A 14868-nucleotide genomic window follows, 5' to 3' on the forward strand; every position below is an offset into this window, starting at 1 on the left:
CTACCACCCGCTTGTTTTTGCTTTGACATCATGCCCAACTGCGTTGGGCGCGCCTCCTGCAAATTCCCGAACCTTGACGGCAAAGGTTTTGAAATACGGCTGCGACTGCACGTGCGCCAGTGTTTCGGCACTGTCCCACCGACCCCAATGAAACCGGGATTTTCCATCATCGGCGACGGCAACCTGATACGTGAATTTACCGGCGGCATCCGGATCAGCTTCGATGGCCGCAATGAAGGCACTGGTTGTAGCCTGCCAGTCGGCTTCGTCGCCATCGAAGCTGTAGGTAATGGTGATTCCTCGCATGATGGCCTCCTATTTAACGATACTGTTAATTAATGAATATCAAGGGGCCATTGTCAAGTTGGTGATCGTCGGGCGCCTTTCCGGTTAGAAGGCGGTGGTCCTGAACAGCAGGTGACTGGCGGGCATTTTCGCGGCGTCAAAGAACGTGGATTTCATGGCTGCGCTGCCGCACGAAATCGTGGACGCCCTGCACGGCGGGATGGAAATCGCGGTGCTGAACGTGCTGAATGTTCCGCAATTTCATTGTCCTACTGACCCATTGCAAATGGGATACCCCGGCAGCTGCCGAAGGAACTATTTGGCTCTACAGGGATAGGTCGAGCGGGTTCAACTCGTCTCCGTGCCAGCGTGCAGTTGGCAAGCGCATCTGCCCATTCAGATGCGGGCGAGCCTCCCGAACTGTTTCTCCTCCCCTTTTCGTCGGGACCTGAATTTGAAGGAATAAAGATGATGGAAGAAAGACATTCGGCCCGGTGACGGTGGAACATCTGAATGACCGGGGCCACCGCCCGGTAAGAAGTTCCCGGTCCTGATGGCCCGCGCGAATGAGATGCGGACCAAACGGTTTGGGGCGGTACGCATACGGCAGATGCCTGAGGCGAGACCCCACCGACCGCTGCAGCCCTAGTGCTGCGTCAGCACAGAGAAGTGGCGCTTCACGCAAATACCGACGCAACGCACTCGGATGAAAAGGACAACATCTCGAAAGCTCAGGAAACCACGACTGCTCCGATGCAACCTCCGACTGTCGGGGTGTCTTCCATCATGCCGGATGCCTGCCTGGACGGGCCGGTTGGTGCAAACCCAGTTGGTGTTGTCGCTGTGGCGCGTAATGCGATCCATTCGGCGATGCACGCGGTTGATATCTGTTGCTCGGTAACGACGAATGATCTGGGAGAGGCTGATCCCAGTGCAGTTTTGCATGCCGCACAGACGGTGACGCAATTTGGACCGGGCGGACGCGCTCGGGGGGGGTAAGAGGTTCACAACCACGCTGAAGCTGCTGGATGCGTTCCGCGAAAACCCGTTTGTGACAACCCTAGATCACTGCGCATGGTGCCGGTCGGAACCATTCACGGTCGGAACACAATCACCGCATGGGGTCGGTGACAACCGAGCAGAAGTTGAAAGCCCAAACCGAAAGGCTGATATCCGGTTCCATGCCGGCCCAGTAGATGCGGCAGAGCCGCCCTTCAGCTACAAAACCGCAGAGAGCGTCGTGTCACAGATATGGTCCTACGAAATTGCCGAGATCGAGGATTATGTCGACCCGTATGGATGCATCATGGCCGGAGATGTTCCGCCGTTCTGGAAAAACAGAAAGAAGGGGCGGCGACAGCCGAATTGCTCCGCCGCGAAAGCCGTCGCAACTAAGTGGAAAGCCGGGGTCGCGCGCAAATCAACAAGTTTGCGCGCGATAAATTTCTTGAAATGATTCATTTTAGGTTCAAATATGCGAATGCGACACGAATTTTGTATTACCTCTGTTGTGTCGCGGCCCGCTGGACCGGTTGGGCCGCCTCCCGACTATCTTAGTGAGTGGTGATAGTCGGGAGGCTTTTTGCTGAAGTTCTAAGACAAGATCGACAGGTGCGGGGGCGGTTTAGCGGCCCCGGTCAATTTGAATGGCCGAGCAGGGCAACGTCGAACGCTTTGTAAGCGCTTTCGCAGCTCGAGGAATCCCGCCGACTTGCCTTCTTTCGTTGGTGAATGCTTGGAGTGAGCCTGCCCTCTCAGGCTTCATCAGCTTCAGCAACAATAACACCAATTCTATTGAAGACTCACTTCTGAGCCTTTGCTGTTCGAAACAGCAGAATAAACACGAAAACTGATCCGATCGATGTCGTCACAATCCCCACAGGCAGTTCCTGCGGCGCAAGCAGTAACCTGCTGAGGATGTCCGATCCCGTCAGCAGCGCTGCGCCGACAATCGCAGCGGTTGGTAGAAGTTGGCTGTGCAATGTTCCGGCGATACCTCTTGCGATGTGCGGTACCATCAAGCCGACAAAACCAATCACTCCTGCGACCGAGACGAACACTGCTGTTGCAAGGGCGGCCGTGAAGAACATGCGGAACCGCAGGCCCTGCACCGGTACACCAAGCGTCGCGGCCGTCAGATCTCCTGTCAGCAATGCGTCCAACCAGCGGCTGCGATACAGCGAATAGGTCAGGATCAACACCAGACCGGCGCAAACCAGTGGGAAGGTCTCCCAACGGGCCAGGCCCAGCCCACCAAGCATCCAGAAGATGACCGAATGGGCCGCGCGGCTATCGCCTGCGAATATCAGATAATTGGTGATGGCGGAGAACAGGAAAGACACCGCAAGCCCTGCGAGGATCAGCTTTTCCGGCGCGCTTGTACGCAGCCCATGCACCAGCGCCAGCACGATCCCGGACGCTACGAGCCCCCCGCAGAAGGCGGCCAGCGGCAAGGTCCAGAACCCCAAAATATCACCGGTTACTGTGATGACAAACACGGCCCCGGCTGCGGCGCCCGAGGACAGGCCGAAAAGAAACGGGTCGGCCAGATCGTTGCGCGTTGTGGTTTGCAGGACCACGCCAACGATCCCCAGCCCAGCTCCGATCACCGCAGCGAACATTGCGCGCGGCAGACGCAGGTCGAACACGATCCGATGAAGAGGCGTCATTTCTCCGTTGGCTGGCCCGGTTCCCAAAAGAACCGCGTTGAACGCGTCTGCCGCGGGGATAGGTGTGGTGCCGTAGATGGTTGAAATCAGCAAGAGGGCGGTCAATACGACCGCCCCCAGCAGAAGTGTCAGGCCCAATCGGCCCATGTTAGTTGAGGACGGGGTGCATGGCCTGCACCATCTTCGAGATCGCCTCGATATTTGCCGGTCCCGGGGTCAATTCCTCGTACCGTAGGCCAATCCAGCGCTCATTTTTCACTGCATCCGTCTGAGACATCACCGGATGATCTTGCAGGAATTTGAACGTATCCGCCGCGCCGTTGCCAGTTTGATAGTCGAGCAGCACGAGGAATTCAGGGTTGGCAGCGGCTACCGCCTCCCACGAGGTGCGGCCCCAGCTTGTGTCCATGGCATGAGTGACGTTCTTGCCACCAGCGGCAGCAATCATCGCGTCGGGGATGGCGAACTTACCAGCAGTAAAGGGTGCGTCCGCCGGCCCGTCCAGCAGGAAGACACGCGGCTTGGGAAGATCGGCCGTCTGCGCCTCGATCGCGGCAAGTTCATCTTTCCAGCCGCTCACCAACGCCTCGGCCTTATCTTCGACATGCATGACCTTGCCCAGACGCTAAACATCATCGAACAGCAGGTTCATACTGGCTTCGGGGCGGTCCTTGTCCAGATGCACGCAGCTTTCGGACAGGATCATCGTCTTGATGCCAAACGGCTCAAGCGTGTCCGGGGTCACGTCGCCGCCGGGCTTCATGCCGTAATACCAGCCTGCAAAGAACAGGTCGGGTTCGACCGCCACGAGGTTTTCAACAGTTGGGTATTTCGGCGCAAGCTCGGGGATGTCACCGCGCAGCGTGTCGAATTCCGGGCTGGTCTTGTACCATCCGGTGATGCCGGTAAGGCCGACGATCTTGTCCTGCAGACCCAGTGCAAAGGCCATGTCGGTCATGTTCATGTCGTGCACGACCAGGCGTTCGGGTTGCGACTCAAACACAAGCGGCTCGCCGCAATTGTCGACGGTGACCTCATGCGCGGCAGCGCCGCCAGCCATGGCTGTCATCAGCGCCACAGACCAGATGTTCTTCATTTCAGAGTTTTCCTTTTCTTAAGTAGAAACAGTGGTTTTTCGGATATCCAATGCCGGGATCACGCGCCCTTCATGGTGAAAGCACAGGTAATCGACGCCGAATGTGTCGCGAACCCGTTCAGGGGTCAGCACTTCGGCGACCGATCCAAAACCGGTCAGCCGTGCGGATTTCATCAACGCCACATGCGTGGCAAATTCCGGGATCATCACCAGATCGTGGACGATCATGACCACCGTTATGCCCAGTTCGGCAACCAGAGACAGCATGCGCCCCTTGGCGTCGGGATCGAGGTGGTTGGTGGGTTCGTCCAGAAACAGCAAGGACGGATTCTGAGCCAGCGCGCGGGCGATATGAGCTCTTTGACGTTCGCCTCCCGACAACACTGCCATGCGTTTGTCTGCCAATGCGCCGAGGCCCGTCAGGTCCAGAATTCTGGACAGCTCTGCTGCATGCTCCTCTGCTGAACGATCTGGCCAGATCGGAATCTGGCCCAAGGCGACGTAATCTCGCAAAAACAACCTGCCATCCGGAAGCTCCTGCTGGCTGACAACGGCGATCATGCGGGCCCGCTCTTTGGCGGGCATATGTTTGAGACTACGCCCATTGACCTGAACATCGCCCAAACCAATCTCAACGGTTCCGCACAACAGGTTCAGAAGAGTTGTCTTTCCTGCCCCATTTGGGCCGGCGATTGCCAGAATCGCACCCTCGTCCAGCTCGAACGAGGCGCCTTGCAGCAGCACGTCACCGTTGAGCGCATAGTATTCGAGATCACGCGCAGCCAGAAAGGTCGAGGTCGTCATGAGGGCTCCTCCAATCGGATCCGGGGCAAGCGAGAAAGAGTTTTTGAAAATAACGGGCGCGGTCGGTCCGTGGCGTTGGTCCACCCATCCACGCTGTCGCGATATTGGTGTGCAAACTCGGCCAGCGCTTCCACCTCTTGCGGCGTTTGAATGCTGCCGAAGAGGTATTGCGCTTTGTCGACAGCCTGAAACCCGACGGTCGTTGGCTGTGCGCAGCCCGCCATGCAAGCAACGGTGCGAACAGCAAATCCCTCAGGAAGCCTGCCAGTCAGCGCGTTTCGAATAGCGTCAACTGGCAATTCCCCGCCACAAGTCGAGCATATCAGAAGGAAATGATCAGGTGTCTCTGGCATTGCCCGCTCCGCTTGTTGCCAAGCGTGGACAGAAGGTGCCGTTCAGGTAAACACGTATCGAACGTGCCATCAAAGCCTCCTTCCAGGACGCCCCGCCCCGGGTTGGTTGAACATCTGATGGCAGGTCTCCTGACTTGCGGGTCGATGCTTGGCCATCCTTCCCGGTCTCAAGGACCAGTGGCTGTTTGGCGTCGCTCGCCGCTTACAGTTGCGGGGGCAGTCACGGAATTGGCGCCAAATGGCAGACCTCACCGTATTCCCTTTTCATCCCTTGGGTGGACCATCGGGAACCATCACGCGTTTGAGTGCCCGAGAACGCAGGTTGCGTCAATATGGAACTTTTGAAAACACGATTTGCTGGGTGGGAAGTAATCTGTGAACCGCCAGGCAGCTAATCGTACTGGTGCAACATTGGAAATAGGCGATTGGACCCCTGCGCCGATCTAAGAACCGACCGGCGCAGGGTTAGTTGTCATACGAAGCTGACGCCGCTGCTGATCATTGGCAATTCCGTCACCCGCGGACCGGTCGCGGCGATGGCGTTGGCCAGTGCCGGAGCGGACGGCGGGGTGCCGGGTTCACCAACTCCGGTGGGCATTTCGGCGGAAGGTACGATATGAACTTCGATTGCGCCGATATCGCCGATTCTCAACGGCTCGAAATCGGGAAAGTTGGACTGGTCTACGACACCATCCGTCAGGGTTATTTCGTCCCGCATCACATGACCGATACCATACCCGATGCCACCTTCCATCTGTGCCTTGATCACGTCCGGGTTGACTGCAAGTCCGCAGTCGATGGCGCAGGTTACCTTCTCGATCTTCACCCCGTCATCGGCGTTGCCGGATATTTCCACGACTTCGGCCGCGTAGCTGCCAAAGCTTTTGTGAACGGCAATGCCCTGGTTGCGTCCCTCGGGCGCGTTGCCCCAGTTGCCCTTTTCCGCCGCCAATTTTAGCACACCGGCCAATCGCTTCTGATCATTGCCGCTGCCTTCCAGCAGGGCCAGGCGGAACTCAACCGGATCGCGACCTGCGGCACGGGCGGCTTCGTCCATCATGGTCTCCATGACGTAGGCCGTGTGGGTATGTCCGACCGAGCGCCACCAGAGAACAGATGTGGCCTTTGCCACATCGCTTAGACCGATGAACTGCCCCGGGATTTGATAGGGGTTCTCGGTCACGCCTTCGACCGAGCTGTGGTCCACGCCGTTGTGCACGATCAGGCTTTCGAACGCGGTGCCTTTCATGATCGACTGGGCGGCGATGCGGTGATCCCAGCCGGCGATGTTTCCATTTGCGTCCAGACCCACACGCACTTTATGCGCCACGGCGGGGCGGTAGTACCCACCGGTGATGTCATCCTCACGCGACCAGACCAGTTTTACGGGTCGCGAGCGGTCGGTAATCGCAAAGGCAAGCGCGGCTTCGACCTGATAGTCCGCTGTTGGTGTTGCGCGCCGCCCAAATGAGCCGCCTGCGAACACCGTGTTGATACGGATCATTTCCATTGGCAACTGAAAGATCTCGGCAAGTGCGAAATGCGGTCCGGTCGGCATCTGGGCCCCGTCATGCAGGGTGATGCCGCCGTCTTCGTTGGCTTCGATGGTACAGGTCAACGGTTCCATCGGAGCGTGTGCCAGCAGGGGGAAATAGAAGGTCTGCTCGACGACATTGTCTGCACCGTCAATCAACGCTGCTGTGGTTGTTTGGTCCGCACCTGTAACGTTGTACTCGGGATCACTGTTAACCGCGGCCAATAGCTGTTCGCGGATTTCGCCCGAGTCGCGGTTCTCGGCATTGGAGAAATCCCAATCAACGGTTATTGCCTCGCGTGCCTGAAAAGCGGCCCAGGTGGTTTCGGCGTAAACGGCAACGCCTGCCTTGTTGGGCAGGACTGCGGAACGGATGTAACCTTTGATTTCTCTGGCCGCCCCCTCGTCAAACCCGGAAGCGAGGCCGCCCATGCACGGACTACGGGCGATGACGACAACCATCTGATCCGGCAGGTGCAGATCCATCGCGTAAATCGCAGTGCCATTGATCTTGGGAGGAGAATCCTTGCGTCTGACCGCAGCATTGCCGATCAGACGAAACTCGCTGGGGTCTTTCAGGCGCGGCTCGGCCGGGGGGTCGATTTTCGCCGCAGCGGCTACAAATTCCGCAATGGGTGCCTGCCGCCCCACACCTAAGATGATGCCGTTTTCGATCGTCAACGAATTGGAGTCAGCGCCCCAGGCTTCAGCAGCGGCCCGGAGCAGCATGTCGCGCGCCGCAGCGCCGGCTTGGCGGTACTGCATGAATGAATTGGCCATTGCGGTGGACCCGCCGGTGCCCTGAAACTGTCCAAACGCCAGATTGGCATAGCGCGAAGGGTCCGACGGCGCGAATTCGTACTGGATGTCCTCGATCGACACACCCAGCTCTTCGGCGATCAGGGTGGTGAGGCCGGTCGCCGGTCCCTGACCTTTTTCGAAGTGCTTTACGATGGCAGTGACGGTGCCGTCGGCGTCAATCTTCACAAACGGGTTTAACTGCGCGGGCGCGGAACCGGCGGCCAGCGTACCATCCGGGCGAGCGCCAACATAGAGAACGGCGGCAGCGGCGGCAGCGGATTTCAGGAAGCCACGGCGTGAGGTTTTAAGGGTCATGATCAGGCCTCCATCATTTCAGATGCACGTTGAATCGCCGCTCGGATGCGTTGGTATGTGGCGCAGCGACAGGCATTGCCGTTCATGTAGTCGTCAATCTCTGCCACCGTCGGCTTGGGATTCTCGCGAAGAAGCCCGACGGCGGACATGATTTGCCCGGACTGGCAGTAGCCGCATTGCACCACGTCCAATTCAACCCAGGCCGTCTGGACTGCCTGGCCGACCTTGTCATCGGCAATCTTCTCGATGGTCGTTATCTCAGCGTCCTCGACGTCTTCGACATAGGTCTGGCAGGATCGGACCGGTTCGCCATTCAGGTGCACGGTGCAGGCGCCGCAAGCCGCGACACCGCAGCCGAACTTGGTGCCGGTCAGCTTCAATTCATCCCGGATCACCCACAACAAAGGGGTTCCGGGTTCGGCGTCGACTTGATGCGTCTGGCCATTAAGTTTCAGTGATATTGCCATGGCTTAGGGGCCTCCCCTTGGCTGAGTCGTCGGAGTCAGGTTTTTCGAATTCGGCGAAGGCGTCGGAAAAGTCCGGATGCCATCGTGACAGTGCGGGGCGGTTTTCCAGAATATCGCCGACAGCCCAGGCCACCCGGCGCTGGTCGCGTGCCGGCGGTACGTCGTTGTCGGGACACAGGATATAAAAGTCGCCCGCTGTCATGCGGCTGAGCATGTGATCCACGGTCTGCCCCGAGGTCCAGGCTGCATCGGGTTTCTCGGGCATATGGCGCGCGATCATGCCTGTATAAGTGAAGCCGGGTACAAAAAGATGTGCGGTTATTGGCGCCTTTGCTTGCCGCAGGTCATGGGCCAGCATCTCGGTCAGGACCTTCACTCCGGCCTTGGAGACATTGTATCCGGGATTGCCCGGCGGTGTGGTGATACCCTGCTTGGAGCCTGTGTTGATCACCACGGCGGGGCGCGCGGCATCAATCATACGGGGCAAGAAGGCATGTACGCCGTTCAACACTCCAAACAGGTTCACCTCAATCATGGCACGCCAGGCTTCGGGTTCCTCCCAACTGCCCGAACGTCTGGCAATGCCTGCGTTATTCATCAGAACCGCAACCTCGCCTGCATCAAACGCCGCCTCTGCCAATGTCCGGACAGCGGCGGCATCGCTGACGTCTGTTGGAACCGCCAATACGGGTGTGTCCGACTGGGCAATGGCGCGCAGCTTCTCCGAGGCTTGTTCCAATGCATCACCCGGCAGGTCAGCGAGAACTACGCCCAGCCCGCCTTGCACAAACCGTTCAGCGGCGGCAAAGCCAACACCGCTGGCGCCGCCGGTCACGACGGCCAATCCGCCTGCTTCAAGTGCTTGTCTGTACATGATGTTTCCTCCCTGATGCAGTCTGTACCCAAGGTCTTCTAAGACCCCATACGGGCCTTGATGCCGCCAATAAATGTCTCGTCATCCTGTTCCTTGCGGGCGGTCAGAAGTGACTCGGCATCCGCTCCGGCGCGATAACGCAAACGCGGTGAGCCGTCGGTCACCGCATTGCGAATGACCCCAGCCACCATTTCCGGCTCGGAGGCCTGTGCGGCGAATGATTCCATTGCCGCCTGCATACCTGCCACGACAGGCAAGTATTCCGGCATGCTTTCATCTACGGCGAAATCAAACGACCGACCGCCGAAATCAGTGTTGATCATGCCGGGTTCCACAATCTTCACCTTCACGCCGCAGGCCGCGAGCTCGTAGTGCAAGGCTTCGGACAGGCCTTCGACAGCGAACTTAGTGCCGTGGTAAAGCGTGCCCAGCGGGAATGTCATCTGCCCGCCAATCGACGAGATATTGACGATGGTTCCCGATTTTTGCGCCCGCATATGCGGCAATACCGCCTTGGTGACCGCAAGCAGGCCAATCACGTTGGTGTCGAACTGCCGTTCGATCCGTTCCATCGGAAACGCTTCCAGCGGACCGTAGGCGCCATAACCTGCATTGTTCAGAAGCACGTCAATCCGCCCGAAAGTGTCGATGGCCTGGTTCACGGCATCTGTGATGGTTTCAGGTTTGGTCACATCCAACGCGGTGGAAAGGACATTTGCCCGTTTCGCCAGACTACCGGCGTTCTCTGGGTTGCGCATGGTGGCGACGACGTTCCAACCGTCTTCAGCAAACATGCTTGCAGTTGCTTTGCCGATTCCTGACGAGGCTCCGGTGATAAGTATGGTCTGCGGCATTGCTCTGGCTCCGGCAATTCAGTTGCACCGAAGGTAGAGCACGCTGCCGTGAACCCTGTGCCCGATCCTCCGAATGATCTGCCTGATCCTCCGAAGCTTCGGGATTTGTGGTTCTGTGCCGCGCCCGCAACGCTTATAAACTAGGGCAACAGGAGGAACGCCGATGATACCGCAGGAGCTGATTTCAAGTGTTTCCAGCTATGTCCGCGAAAAAGGTGGACTTGGGACAGGTTCTGAAACCGGGGTTGAGGGGCTGTTCGCATTTTGCAGCGAAACCCGCACTGAGTTTGAGGCGACGTTTTACGAGCCGATCATGTGTCTTGTTCTACAGGGCGCCAAGGAAGCGCATCTGGAAGATCGCACGATCCGCTATGGCGCCGGCAAGTCGCTGATTGTCAGCCACGCACTGCCTGTCAACGCCGGAGTGATCGATGCTTCGCCGGAAAAACCCTATGTGTCGCTGGCATTGCGGCTGGATTTGGCAACCGCCCGCAGCCTCTATGACGAGGTCGGCGCGGCTCAGGGGCAGGAGGGGGCCTTCCATTCGATGAGCGTGGCCGACAGCGATGCCGCCCTGATCGATGCAACGGCGCGGCTGTTCCAAATGTCACATGACCCGATCGAGGTGCAGGCGCTGGCTCCTCTGGTCTTGAAAGAGATCCATTTTCGACTGCTGCGCGCCCAGCATGGTGGAATGCTGCGTCAGCTATTGTTGCACGAAAGCCCGGCCAGCCGGATTTCCAAGGCGATTTCGATGATCCGAGAAAGTTTCAAGGCCAACCTGCCGGTGGTTGAACTGGCCGCAGCCGCGGGGATGAGCCAATCAACTTTCCATGAGCATTTCAAGGCGCTTACCTCCACTACTCCGCTGCAATACCAAAAAGAGCTGCGCCTGATGGAGGCCCGGAGGCTCCTGATCGGCGGCGGCAAGTCAGTGGCCTCGGTTGCTTATGATGTCGGGTATGAAAGTCCCACCCAATTCAGCCGGGAATATGCGCGCAAGTTTGGTGTGCCGCCCAGTGACCAGAAATTGTCGTCAGTGTCACTGGCCTCATGACACGTTCCAAATCAGCGATTCCTACACTGTTGCCAAAATCACAAGTCGGGTGAAGACAGGTAACCAAGTCGGCAACCTGTTGCGGTGGCGGACATCGGACCAAGTTGTAACCGATGTTTGGTGTCACTCACTGACTTTTGGGATTGGAATAGCAAAGCGTGGCTTCCAGCCATTTTGCAGCGTGTCCTACAGCTTGAAAGACTCGTGATTTTTCCGATCTCAATCCGTTGTAAACTAATTGGAAGTTGGTGTTTCAACTTCCAATGGATTGCTATTGCGCTCTGCTCCTGTGCCGAATGGCGGAGTCTCTGACCACCAGTTCGGCCTCAAGCCGTTCTGCCTTGGGTCTTTCCTGTTCGGTTATCCAGCGCGCCAGCGCGACCGCGGCGCGTTCTCCCATTCTGGAAACCGGTAAGTGAACCGTCGTCACAGCGGGTACGGCCACGGCAGAGCTTGGCAGATCGTCGAGTCCGACCAACGAGACGTCGTGAGGCACGCTAACCCCTTGCGTCTGTAGGCCAAACAGAACGCCAAGTGCCAAGACATCCGAAAGGCAAAGAATTGCATCCGGTTTCGGAGACGCGGCGCCAATACGCCGACCGATTTCTGAACCGCCAGCAAGACTTATGTCAGTCTCATAGGTTGTAAGTTCGCCTTCCCAGTCCATTGCATTCAATCCCGACAGCCGGGATTGCGTCCGATCGTTGTTATGAGCAGGGCCATGAACGACGGCGACCCGCTGGTGCCCAAGATCGATCAGGTGTCGCAAGGCAAGTTGTGCCGCCGCAGCATTGTCATAGCCGATGGTAGGCAAATGGTTGGTGTCGTCGAAATAGGACGTGATGATCGTGGGCAGCATTGTCCGTTCAATAAGATCATGGAATTCATCGGTATGTGTGGCACCGGTGATGATCAAACCTTCTGCGCCGATATCGACAAGGCCCTGCGCTTTTTCGGCTTCGACCGTTGGGGACGAATCTGTTGTTGCAACAATGAGCGACAGTTGATGCTTGGAAAGCTCACGCTCCAGTGCGGCAAGAAACCGGGCGAAAATTGCGTTGTCCAGAGTTGGCACCAAGGCGCCGACAAACCGTGTTCGACCGGAATTGATGGCCCGGGCAGCAGCGCTAGGAACGAATTTCAGCTCAGCGATAGCTTGCTGAACTTTCTCCAGAGTTTCCTTTTTGACCACGCCTGGTTCATTCAGGACCCGAGACACTGTGGCAACTGATACGCCGGCAGCTTTTGCGACGTCTCTGAGGTTTGCGCGTTTCTTGATTTCAAGGGTTTTGGGAGTCACGTGTTTCTGCGTCCATTTTCCGATCGATCAAGAAAGAGTTGACATATGAAACTAGTTTCATCAACCTCTGTAACTAGTTTCATAACTGAGAATCCGACAAAACCATGCATGGATCGACCATCTTGCACCAGTTCACGAACGCCGGGTTTGTCAGCCCAGGGCGCAAGTTTCCGGGTTTTCCAAAGGCGACCGATACACAGACCTATGTGCTGGCCCCGCGCGAGGCAGTAGTTGCGAAAATGAACGCGGGTGACTTGCTTTCGGTCGAAGGAGTATCGCCGGTGAACCCTCTGGCGGTAGTCGCATTTTCGGATGACGGGTGCTCCAAGCTTGAAAGTCTGGGTCTTGAGGCGAACGGCGTCATCAATCCGGGCGAGTTCAATAGCGATCAATTTTGCGGCTGGGTCGGATCGAATGGCGGAGACGCGGCGCAATCGATGCCAAGCTGCAGGCTGGCGACTGCGACCGATCCCTTGATTCTACGAGCGAGCAGGTCAGTGACCGTCTGGATGATCCGGCCAGCTTCGATTGACGGATTGATCGAAGGCGCTGAAGCCGGCTGTGTCACAGTTTTGCACAAACGGGCGGGCGCGAGCGGACCATTTTTGCCACCGCTTTTGGGAGATACCCGAGACGAATTCACGGTGCCGAGCGGCACCGGGTTCGCCTATGGGCTCAAAGCTGGTGAGTTCGTTCAGATCATCGATGTCGAAGGGCAGCAGTGTTCGGATTTCATGGCGCTCCGCGCGGATGGTCTGGATCGTGGAATCGAATGGATGATCGACTCGACCGCCACCCGGTCGATGGTGCGGCGTGCCTTTCCCGGTCCCGGTCTGCTGGACAAGTTTTATGACCGCGAAATGCGGCCGTTGCTGAACGTCGTTCAGGACACCTGCGGCCGGCATGACACGTTTGGTTTGGCCTGTACCGCGCGAGGTTACGAAGAACGCGGATTCCCGGGGCACGTAAATTGTTCGGACAATATGTCCAACGCACTCGCCCCCTATGGCGTTGGGCGCCGGTCGGCCTGGCCTGCGATCAACTTCTTCTGGAACACCTGGATCGACGCCTCGACCCACCACATCCTGACTGAGGAATCCTATTCGCGACCCGGCGACTATGTAGCCATGCGCGCGCTCGAGGACCTTGTGTGCGTCTCGACAGCCTGTCCCGACGACATCGATCCGATCAACGGCTGGAATCCGACGGATGTGCATGTGCGTATCTATCGCCCTGAAACCCCGATCCGCCGTGCTGTGGCCTATCGTGAAAAGGAAGATGCCCCGATGTCGATCAGTCAGGAGTCCGCGTTTCATGACCGACTGGCCCCGCTGACTCAGCACTTCGCTCCGGCGCGTGATCTTTGGACCCCTGTCAGCTACCCGGCGCACGGTACGCTGGGTGAATACTGGGCCTGTCGCGAGACGGTCACCGTGCAGGACATGAGCGGGCTGCGCAAGTTCGACATTGTAGGCCCGGATGCCGAGAGGCTGATGCAATTAGCTACCACGCGCAATGTCGCCAAGCTGCCGGTCTGGCGCGGGTCCTACACGTTGATGTGCGACAAAAGTGGATCGGTAATCGATGACGGTACGTTGTTCCGTCTGGCCCCCGAAATTTTCCGTTGGTGTTGCGGGTCCGAGGAGAGCGGTCGCGCTCTGCAGGCCCAGGCCGCTGAACACGAACTGCAAGTTCGGGTGCATGCAATGCGGAACGCTATGCCCAATCTTGCCATTCAGGGGCCGAAGTCACGGGACCTGCTGCGCAAGATTGCATTTACGCAGCCTCATGTGCCTTCGTTGGATCAGTTGAAGTGGTTCGGTGTCACCGTCGCGCGGCTGAGTGACCGGGAAGGCACGCCGTTCATGCTGTCCCGCTCAGGCTACACCGGCGAGCTGGGCTATGAGGTCTTCTGCGCCAAGTCCGATGCAGTTGCGATCTGGGATGCGGTGATGGAGGCCGGGGCCGAATTCGGGATCACCCCCATGGGTTCGGCCGCGCTGGAGATCATACGCATCGAAGCAGGGTTGGCCGCCGCAAACGCCGAGTTCACCGCAGGGGTCGATGCGTTCGAGGCCGGGTTGGGCTTTGCCGTTGATCTGAACAAATCCGACTTCACCGGCAAAGCTGCGTTGGAACGAAACGCCCGTGACCCGCGCCGGATCCTCAAGGGATTGCTGATCGGCTGCGATGACGTACCCGCCGCAGGGTCGCACGTCTACTCTGGCGAGCGGCAAGTAGGCGTGGTCACTTCGGCCACCCGTTCGCCGATGCTGGAACGCGCGATCGCCATGGCACGGTTATCGGTGGAAGTGGCAGACAACGGTTCGCGATTAGAGATTGGGCAACTCGACGGGCGAATGAAGCGGCTCGGCGCCACCGTCACGGACATTCCATTCATAGACCCGCAACGCAAGCGGGCGCGCGCCTGATGGCGCATGCAACTTTACGCAACAGGA

The 14868-nt window shown here is 58.2% G+C and carries 15 protein-coding genes and 1 riboswitch; of the genes, 4 read left to right on the forward strand and 11 right to left on the reverse strand.

Going from position 1 to position 14868, the window contains the following annotated elements; translation table 11 throughout:
- Positions 1-306, reverse strand: a complete 306-nt coding sequence (locus AC2TEL_RS17500; RefSeq protein ID WP_480842792.1) for a hypothetical protein — start codon at positions 304-306, stop codon at positions 1-3.
- A gap of 648 nt (positions 307-954) precedes the next feature.
- On the opposite strand from AC2TEL_RS17500, the gene AC2TEL_RS17505 reads away from it, so the two are divergent.
- Positions 955-1284, forward strand: coding sequence for a hypothetical protein (locus AC2TEL_RS17505; RefSeq protein WP_480905707.1), 330 nt, complete (start codon positions 955-957; stop codon positions 1282-1284).
- Positions 1253-1741, forward strand: a complete 489-nt coding sequence (locus tag AC2TEL_RS17510) for a hypothetical protein (protein ID WP_480905709.1) — start codon at positions 1253-1255, stop codon at positions 1739-1741. The genes AC2TEL_RS17505 and AC2TEL_RS17510 overlap by 32 nt, the downstream gene beginning before the upstream one ends.
- A gap of 346 nt (positions 1742-2087) precedes the next feature.
- Here the strand turns inward: AC2TEL_RS17510 and AC2TEL_RS17515 are convergent, their stop codons facing one another.
- From AC2TEL_RS17515 to AC2TEL_RS17555, 9 genes are all read right to left on the reverse strand, one after another.
- On the reverse strand, positions 2088-3101 hold the full coding sequence (locus AC2TEL_RS17515) for a FecCD family ABC transporter permease (protein WP_480905712.1): 1014 nt from the start codon (positions 3099-3101) through the stop codon (positions 2088-2090).
- Between the two features lies 1 nt (position 3102).
- Positions 3103-3564: an ABC transporter substrate-binding protein gene (locus AC2TEL_RS17520; RefSeq protein WP_480905715.1), complete on the reverse strand. Its 462-nt coding sequence runs from the start codon at positions 3562-3564 to the stop codon at positions 3103-3105.
- Positions 3565-3579: 15 nt separating this feature from the next.
- Positions 3580-4050, reverse strand: coding sequence for a TroA family protein (locus AC2TEL_RS17525; RefSeq protein WP_480905718.1), 471 nt, complete (start codon positions 4048-4050; stop codon positions 3580-3582).
- Positions 4051-4068: 18 nt separating this feature from the next.
- The gene (locus AC2TEL_RS17530) at positions 4069-4854 is read right to left on the reverse strand and encodes an ABC transporter ATP-binding protein (protein WP_480905721.1); all 786 of its coding nucleotides are present in this window, start codon (positions 4852-4854) and stop codon (positions 4069-4071) included.
- Entirely contained in the window at positions 4851-5207 is a 357-nt protein-coding gene (locus tag AC2TEL_RS17535) for a DUF1636 family protein (protein ID WP_480842782.1), read from the reverse strand. Before AC2TEL_RS17535 ends, AC2TEL_RS17530 begins: the two co-directional genes overlap by 4 nt.
- Before the next feature lie 102 nt (positions 5208-5309).
- Positions 5310-5517, reverse strand: a riboswitch (cobalamin riboswitch).
- Between the two features lie 162 nt (positions 5518-5679).
- The gene (locus AC2TEL_RS17540; RefSeq protein ID WP_480842781.1) at positions 5680-7857 is read right to left on the reverse strand and encodes a xanthine dehydrogenase family protein molybdopterin-binding subunit; all 2178 of its coding nucleotides are present in this window, start codon (positions 7855-7857) and stop codon (positions 5680-5682) included.
- A gap of 2 nt (positions 7858-7859) precedes the next feature.
- Complete coding sequence (locus AC2TEL_RS17545) at positions 7860-8324, reverse strand: (2Fe-2S)-binding protein (protein WP_480842778.1); 465 nt, start codon at positions 8322-8324, stop codon at positions 7860-7862.
- A complete protein-coding gene (locus AC2TEL_RS17550) occupies positions 8302-9198 on the reverse strand; it encodes an SDR family NAD(P)-dependent oxidoreductase (protein WP_480905722.1) in 897 nt (298 codons plus the stop codon). Before AC2TEL_RS17550 ends, AC2TEL_RS17545 begins: the two co-directional genes overlap by 23 nt.
- A gap of 38 nt (positions 9199-9236) precedes the next feature.
- A complete protein-coding gene (locus tag AC2TEL_RS17555) occupies positions 9237-10052 on the reverse strand; it encodes an SDR family oxidoreductase (RefSeq protein ID WP_480842774.1) in 816 nt (271 codons plus the stop codon).
- 163 nt (positions 10053-10215) lie between these two features.
- Here AC2TEL_RS17555 and AC2TEL_RS17560 point away from each other — a divergent pair, with 163 nt between their 5' ends.
- Positions 10216-11109 carry an AraC family transcriptional regulator gene (locus AC2TEL_RS17560; protein WP_480905724.1) on the forward strand — a complete coding sequence of 298 codons (894 nt, stop codon included), beginning with the start codon at positions 10216-10218 and terminating at the stop codon, positions 11107-11109.
- A 271-nt stretch (positions 11110-11380) separates the two neighbouring features.
- Here AC2TEL_RS17560 and AC2TEL_RS17565 read toward each other — a convergent pair whose 3' ends face one another.
- Positions 11381-12409 (reverse strand): LacI family DNA-binding transcriptional regulator, encoded by a 1029-nt coding sequence (locus AC2TEL_RS17565; RefSeq protein WP_480905727.1) that lies wholly within the window; start codon positions 12407-12409, stop codon positions 11381-11383.
- Between the two features lie 104 nt (positions 12410-12513).
- Between AC2TEL_RS17565 and AC2TEL_RS17570 the strand changes: the two genes are divergently transcribed.
- Positions 12514-14841 carry a DUF1989 domain-containing protein gene (locus AC2TEL_RS17570; RefSeq protein WP_480905730.1) on the forward strand — a complete coding sequence of 776 codons (2328 nt, stop codon included), beginning with the start codon at positions 12514-12516 and terminating at the stop codon, positions 14839-14841.
- Positions 14842-14868: the final 27 nt, after the last annotated feature.

It is taken from the genome of Ruegeria sp. HKCCD9138, assembly GCF_057220975.1.

What these genes read in the sequence shown, in the direction of transcription:
- AC2TEL_RS17500 (WP_480842792.1), bottom strand. Translation starts at nt 306, where the DNA reads ATGCGAGGAATCACCATTACCTACAGCTTCGATGGCGACGAAGCCGAC.
- AC2TEL_RS17515 (WP_480905712.1), bottom strand. Translation starts at nt 3,101, where the DNA reads ATGGGCCGATTGGGCCTGACACTTCTGCTGGGGGCGGTCGTATTGACC.
- AC2TEL_RS17520 (WP_480905715.1), bottom strand. Translation starts at nt 3,564, where the DNA reads ATGCATGTCGAAGATAAGGCCGAGGCGTTGGTGAGCGGCTGGAAAGAT.
- AC2TEL_RS17525 (WP_480905718.1), bottom strand. Translation starts at nt 4,050, where the DNA reads ATGAAGAACATCTGGTCTGTGGCGCTGATGACAGCCATGGCTGGCGGC.
- AC2TEL_RS17530 (WP_480905721.1), bottom strand. Translation starts at nt 4,854, where the DNA reads ATGACGACCTCGACCTTTCTGGCTGCGCGTGATCTCGAATACTATGCG.
- AC2TEL_RS17535 (WP_480842782.1), bottom strand. Translation starts at nt 5,207, where the DNA reads ATGCCAGAGACACCTGATCATTTCCTTCTGATATGCTCGACTTGTGGC.
- AC2TEL_RS17540 (WP_480842781.1), bottom strand. Translation starts at nt 7,857, where the DNA reads ATGACCCTTAAAACCTCACGCCGTGGCTTCCTGAAATCCGCTGCCGCC.
- AC2TEL_RS17545 (WP_480842778.1), bottom strand. Translation starts at nt 8,324, where the DNA reads ATGGCAATATCACTGAAACTTAATGGCCAGACGCATCAAGTCGACGCC.
- AC2TEL_RS17550 (WP_480905722.1), bottom strand. Translation starts at nt 9,198, where the DNA reads ATGTACAGACAAGCACTTGAAGCAGGCGGATTGGCCGTCGTGACCGGC.
- AC2TEL_RS17555 (WP_480842774.1), bottom strand. Translation starts at nt 10,052, where the DNA reads ATGCCGCAGACCATACTTATCACCGGAGCCTCGTCAGGAATCGGCAAA.
- AC2TEL_RS17560 (WP_480905724.1), top strand. Translation starts at nt 10,216, where the DNA reads ATGATACCGCAGGAGCTGATTTCAAGTGTTTCCAGCTATGTCCGCGAA.
- AC2TEL_RS17570 (WP_480905730.1), top strand. Translation starts at nt 12,514, where the DNA reads ATGCATGGATCGACCATCTTGCACCAGTTCACGAACGCCGGGTTTGTC.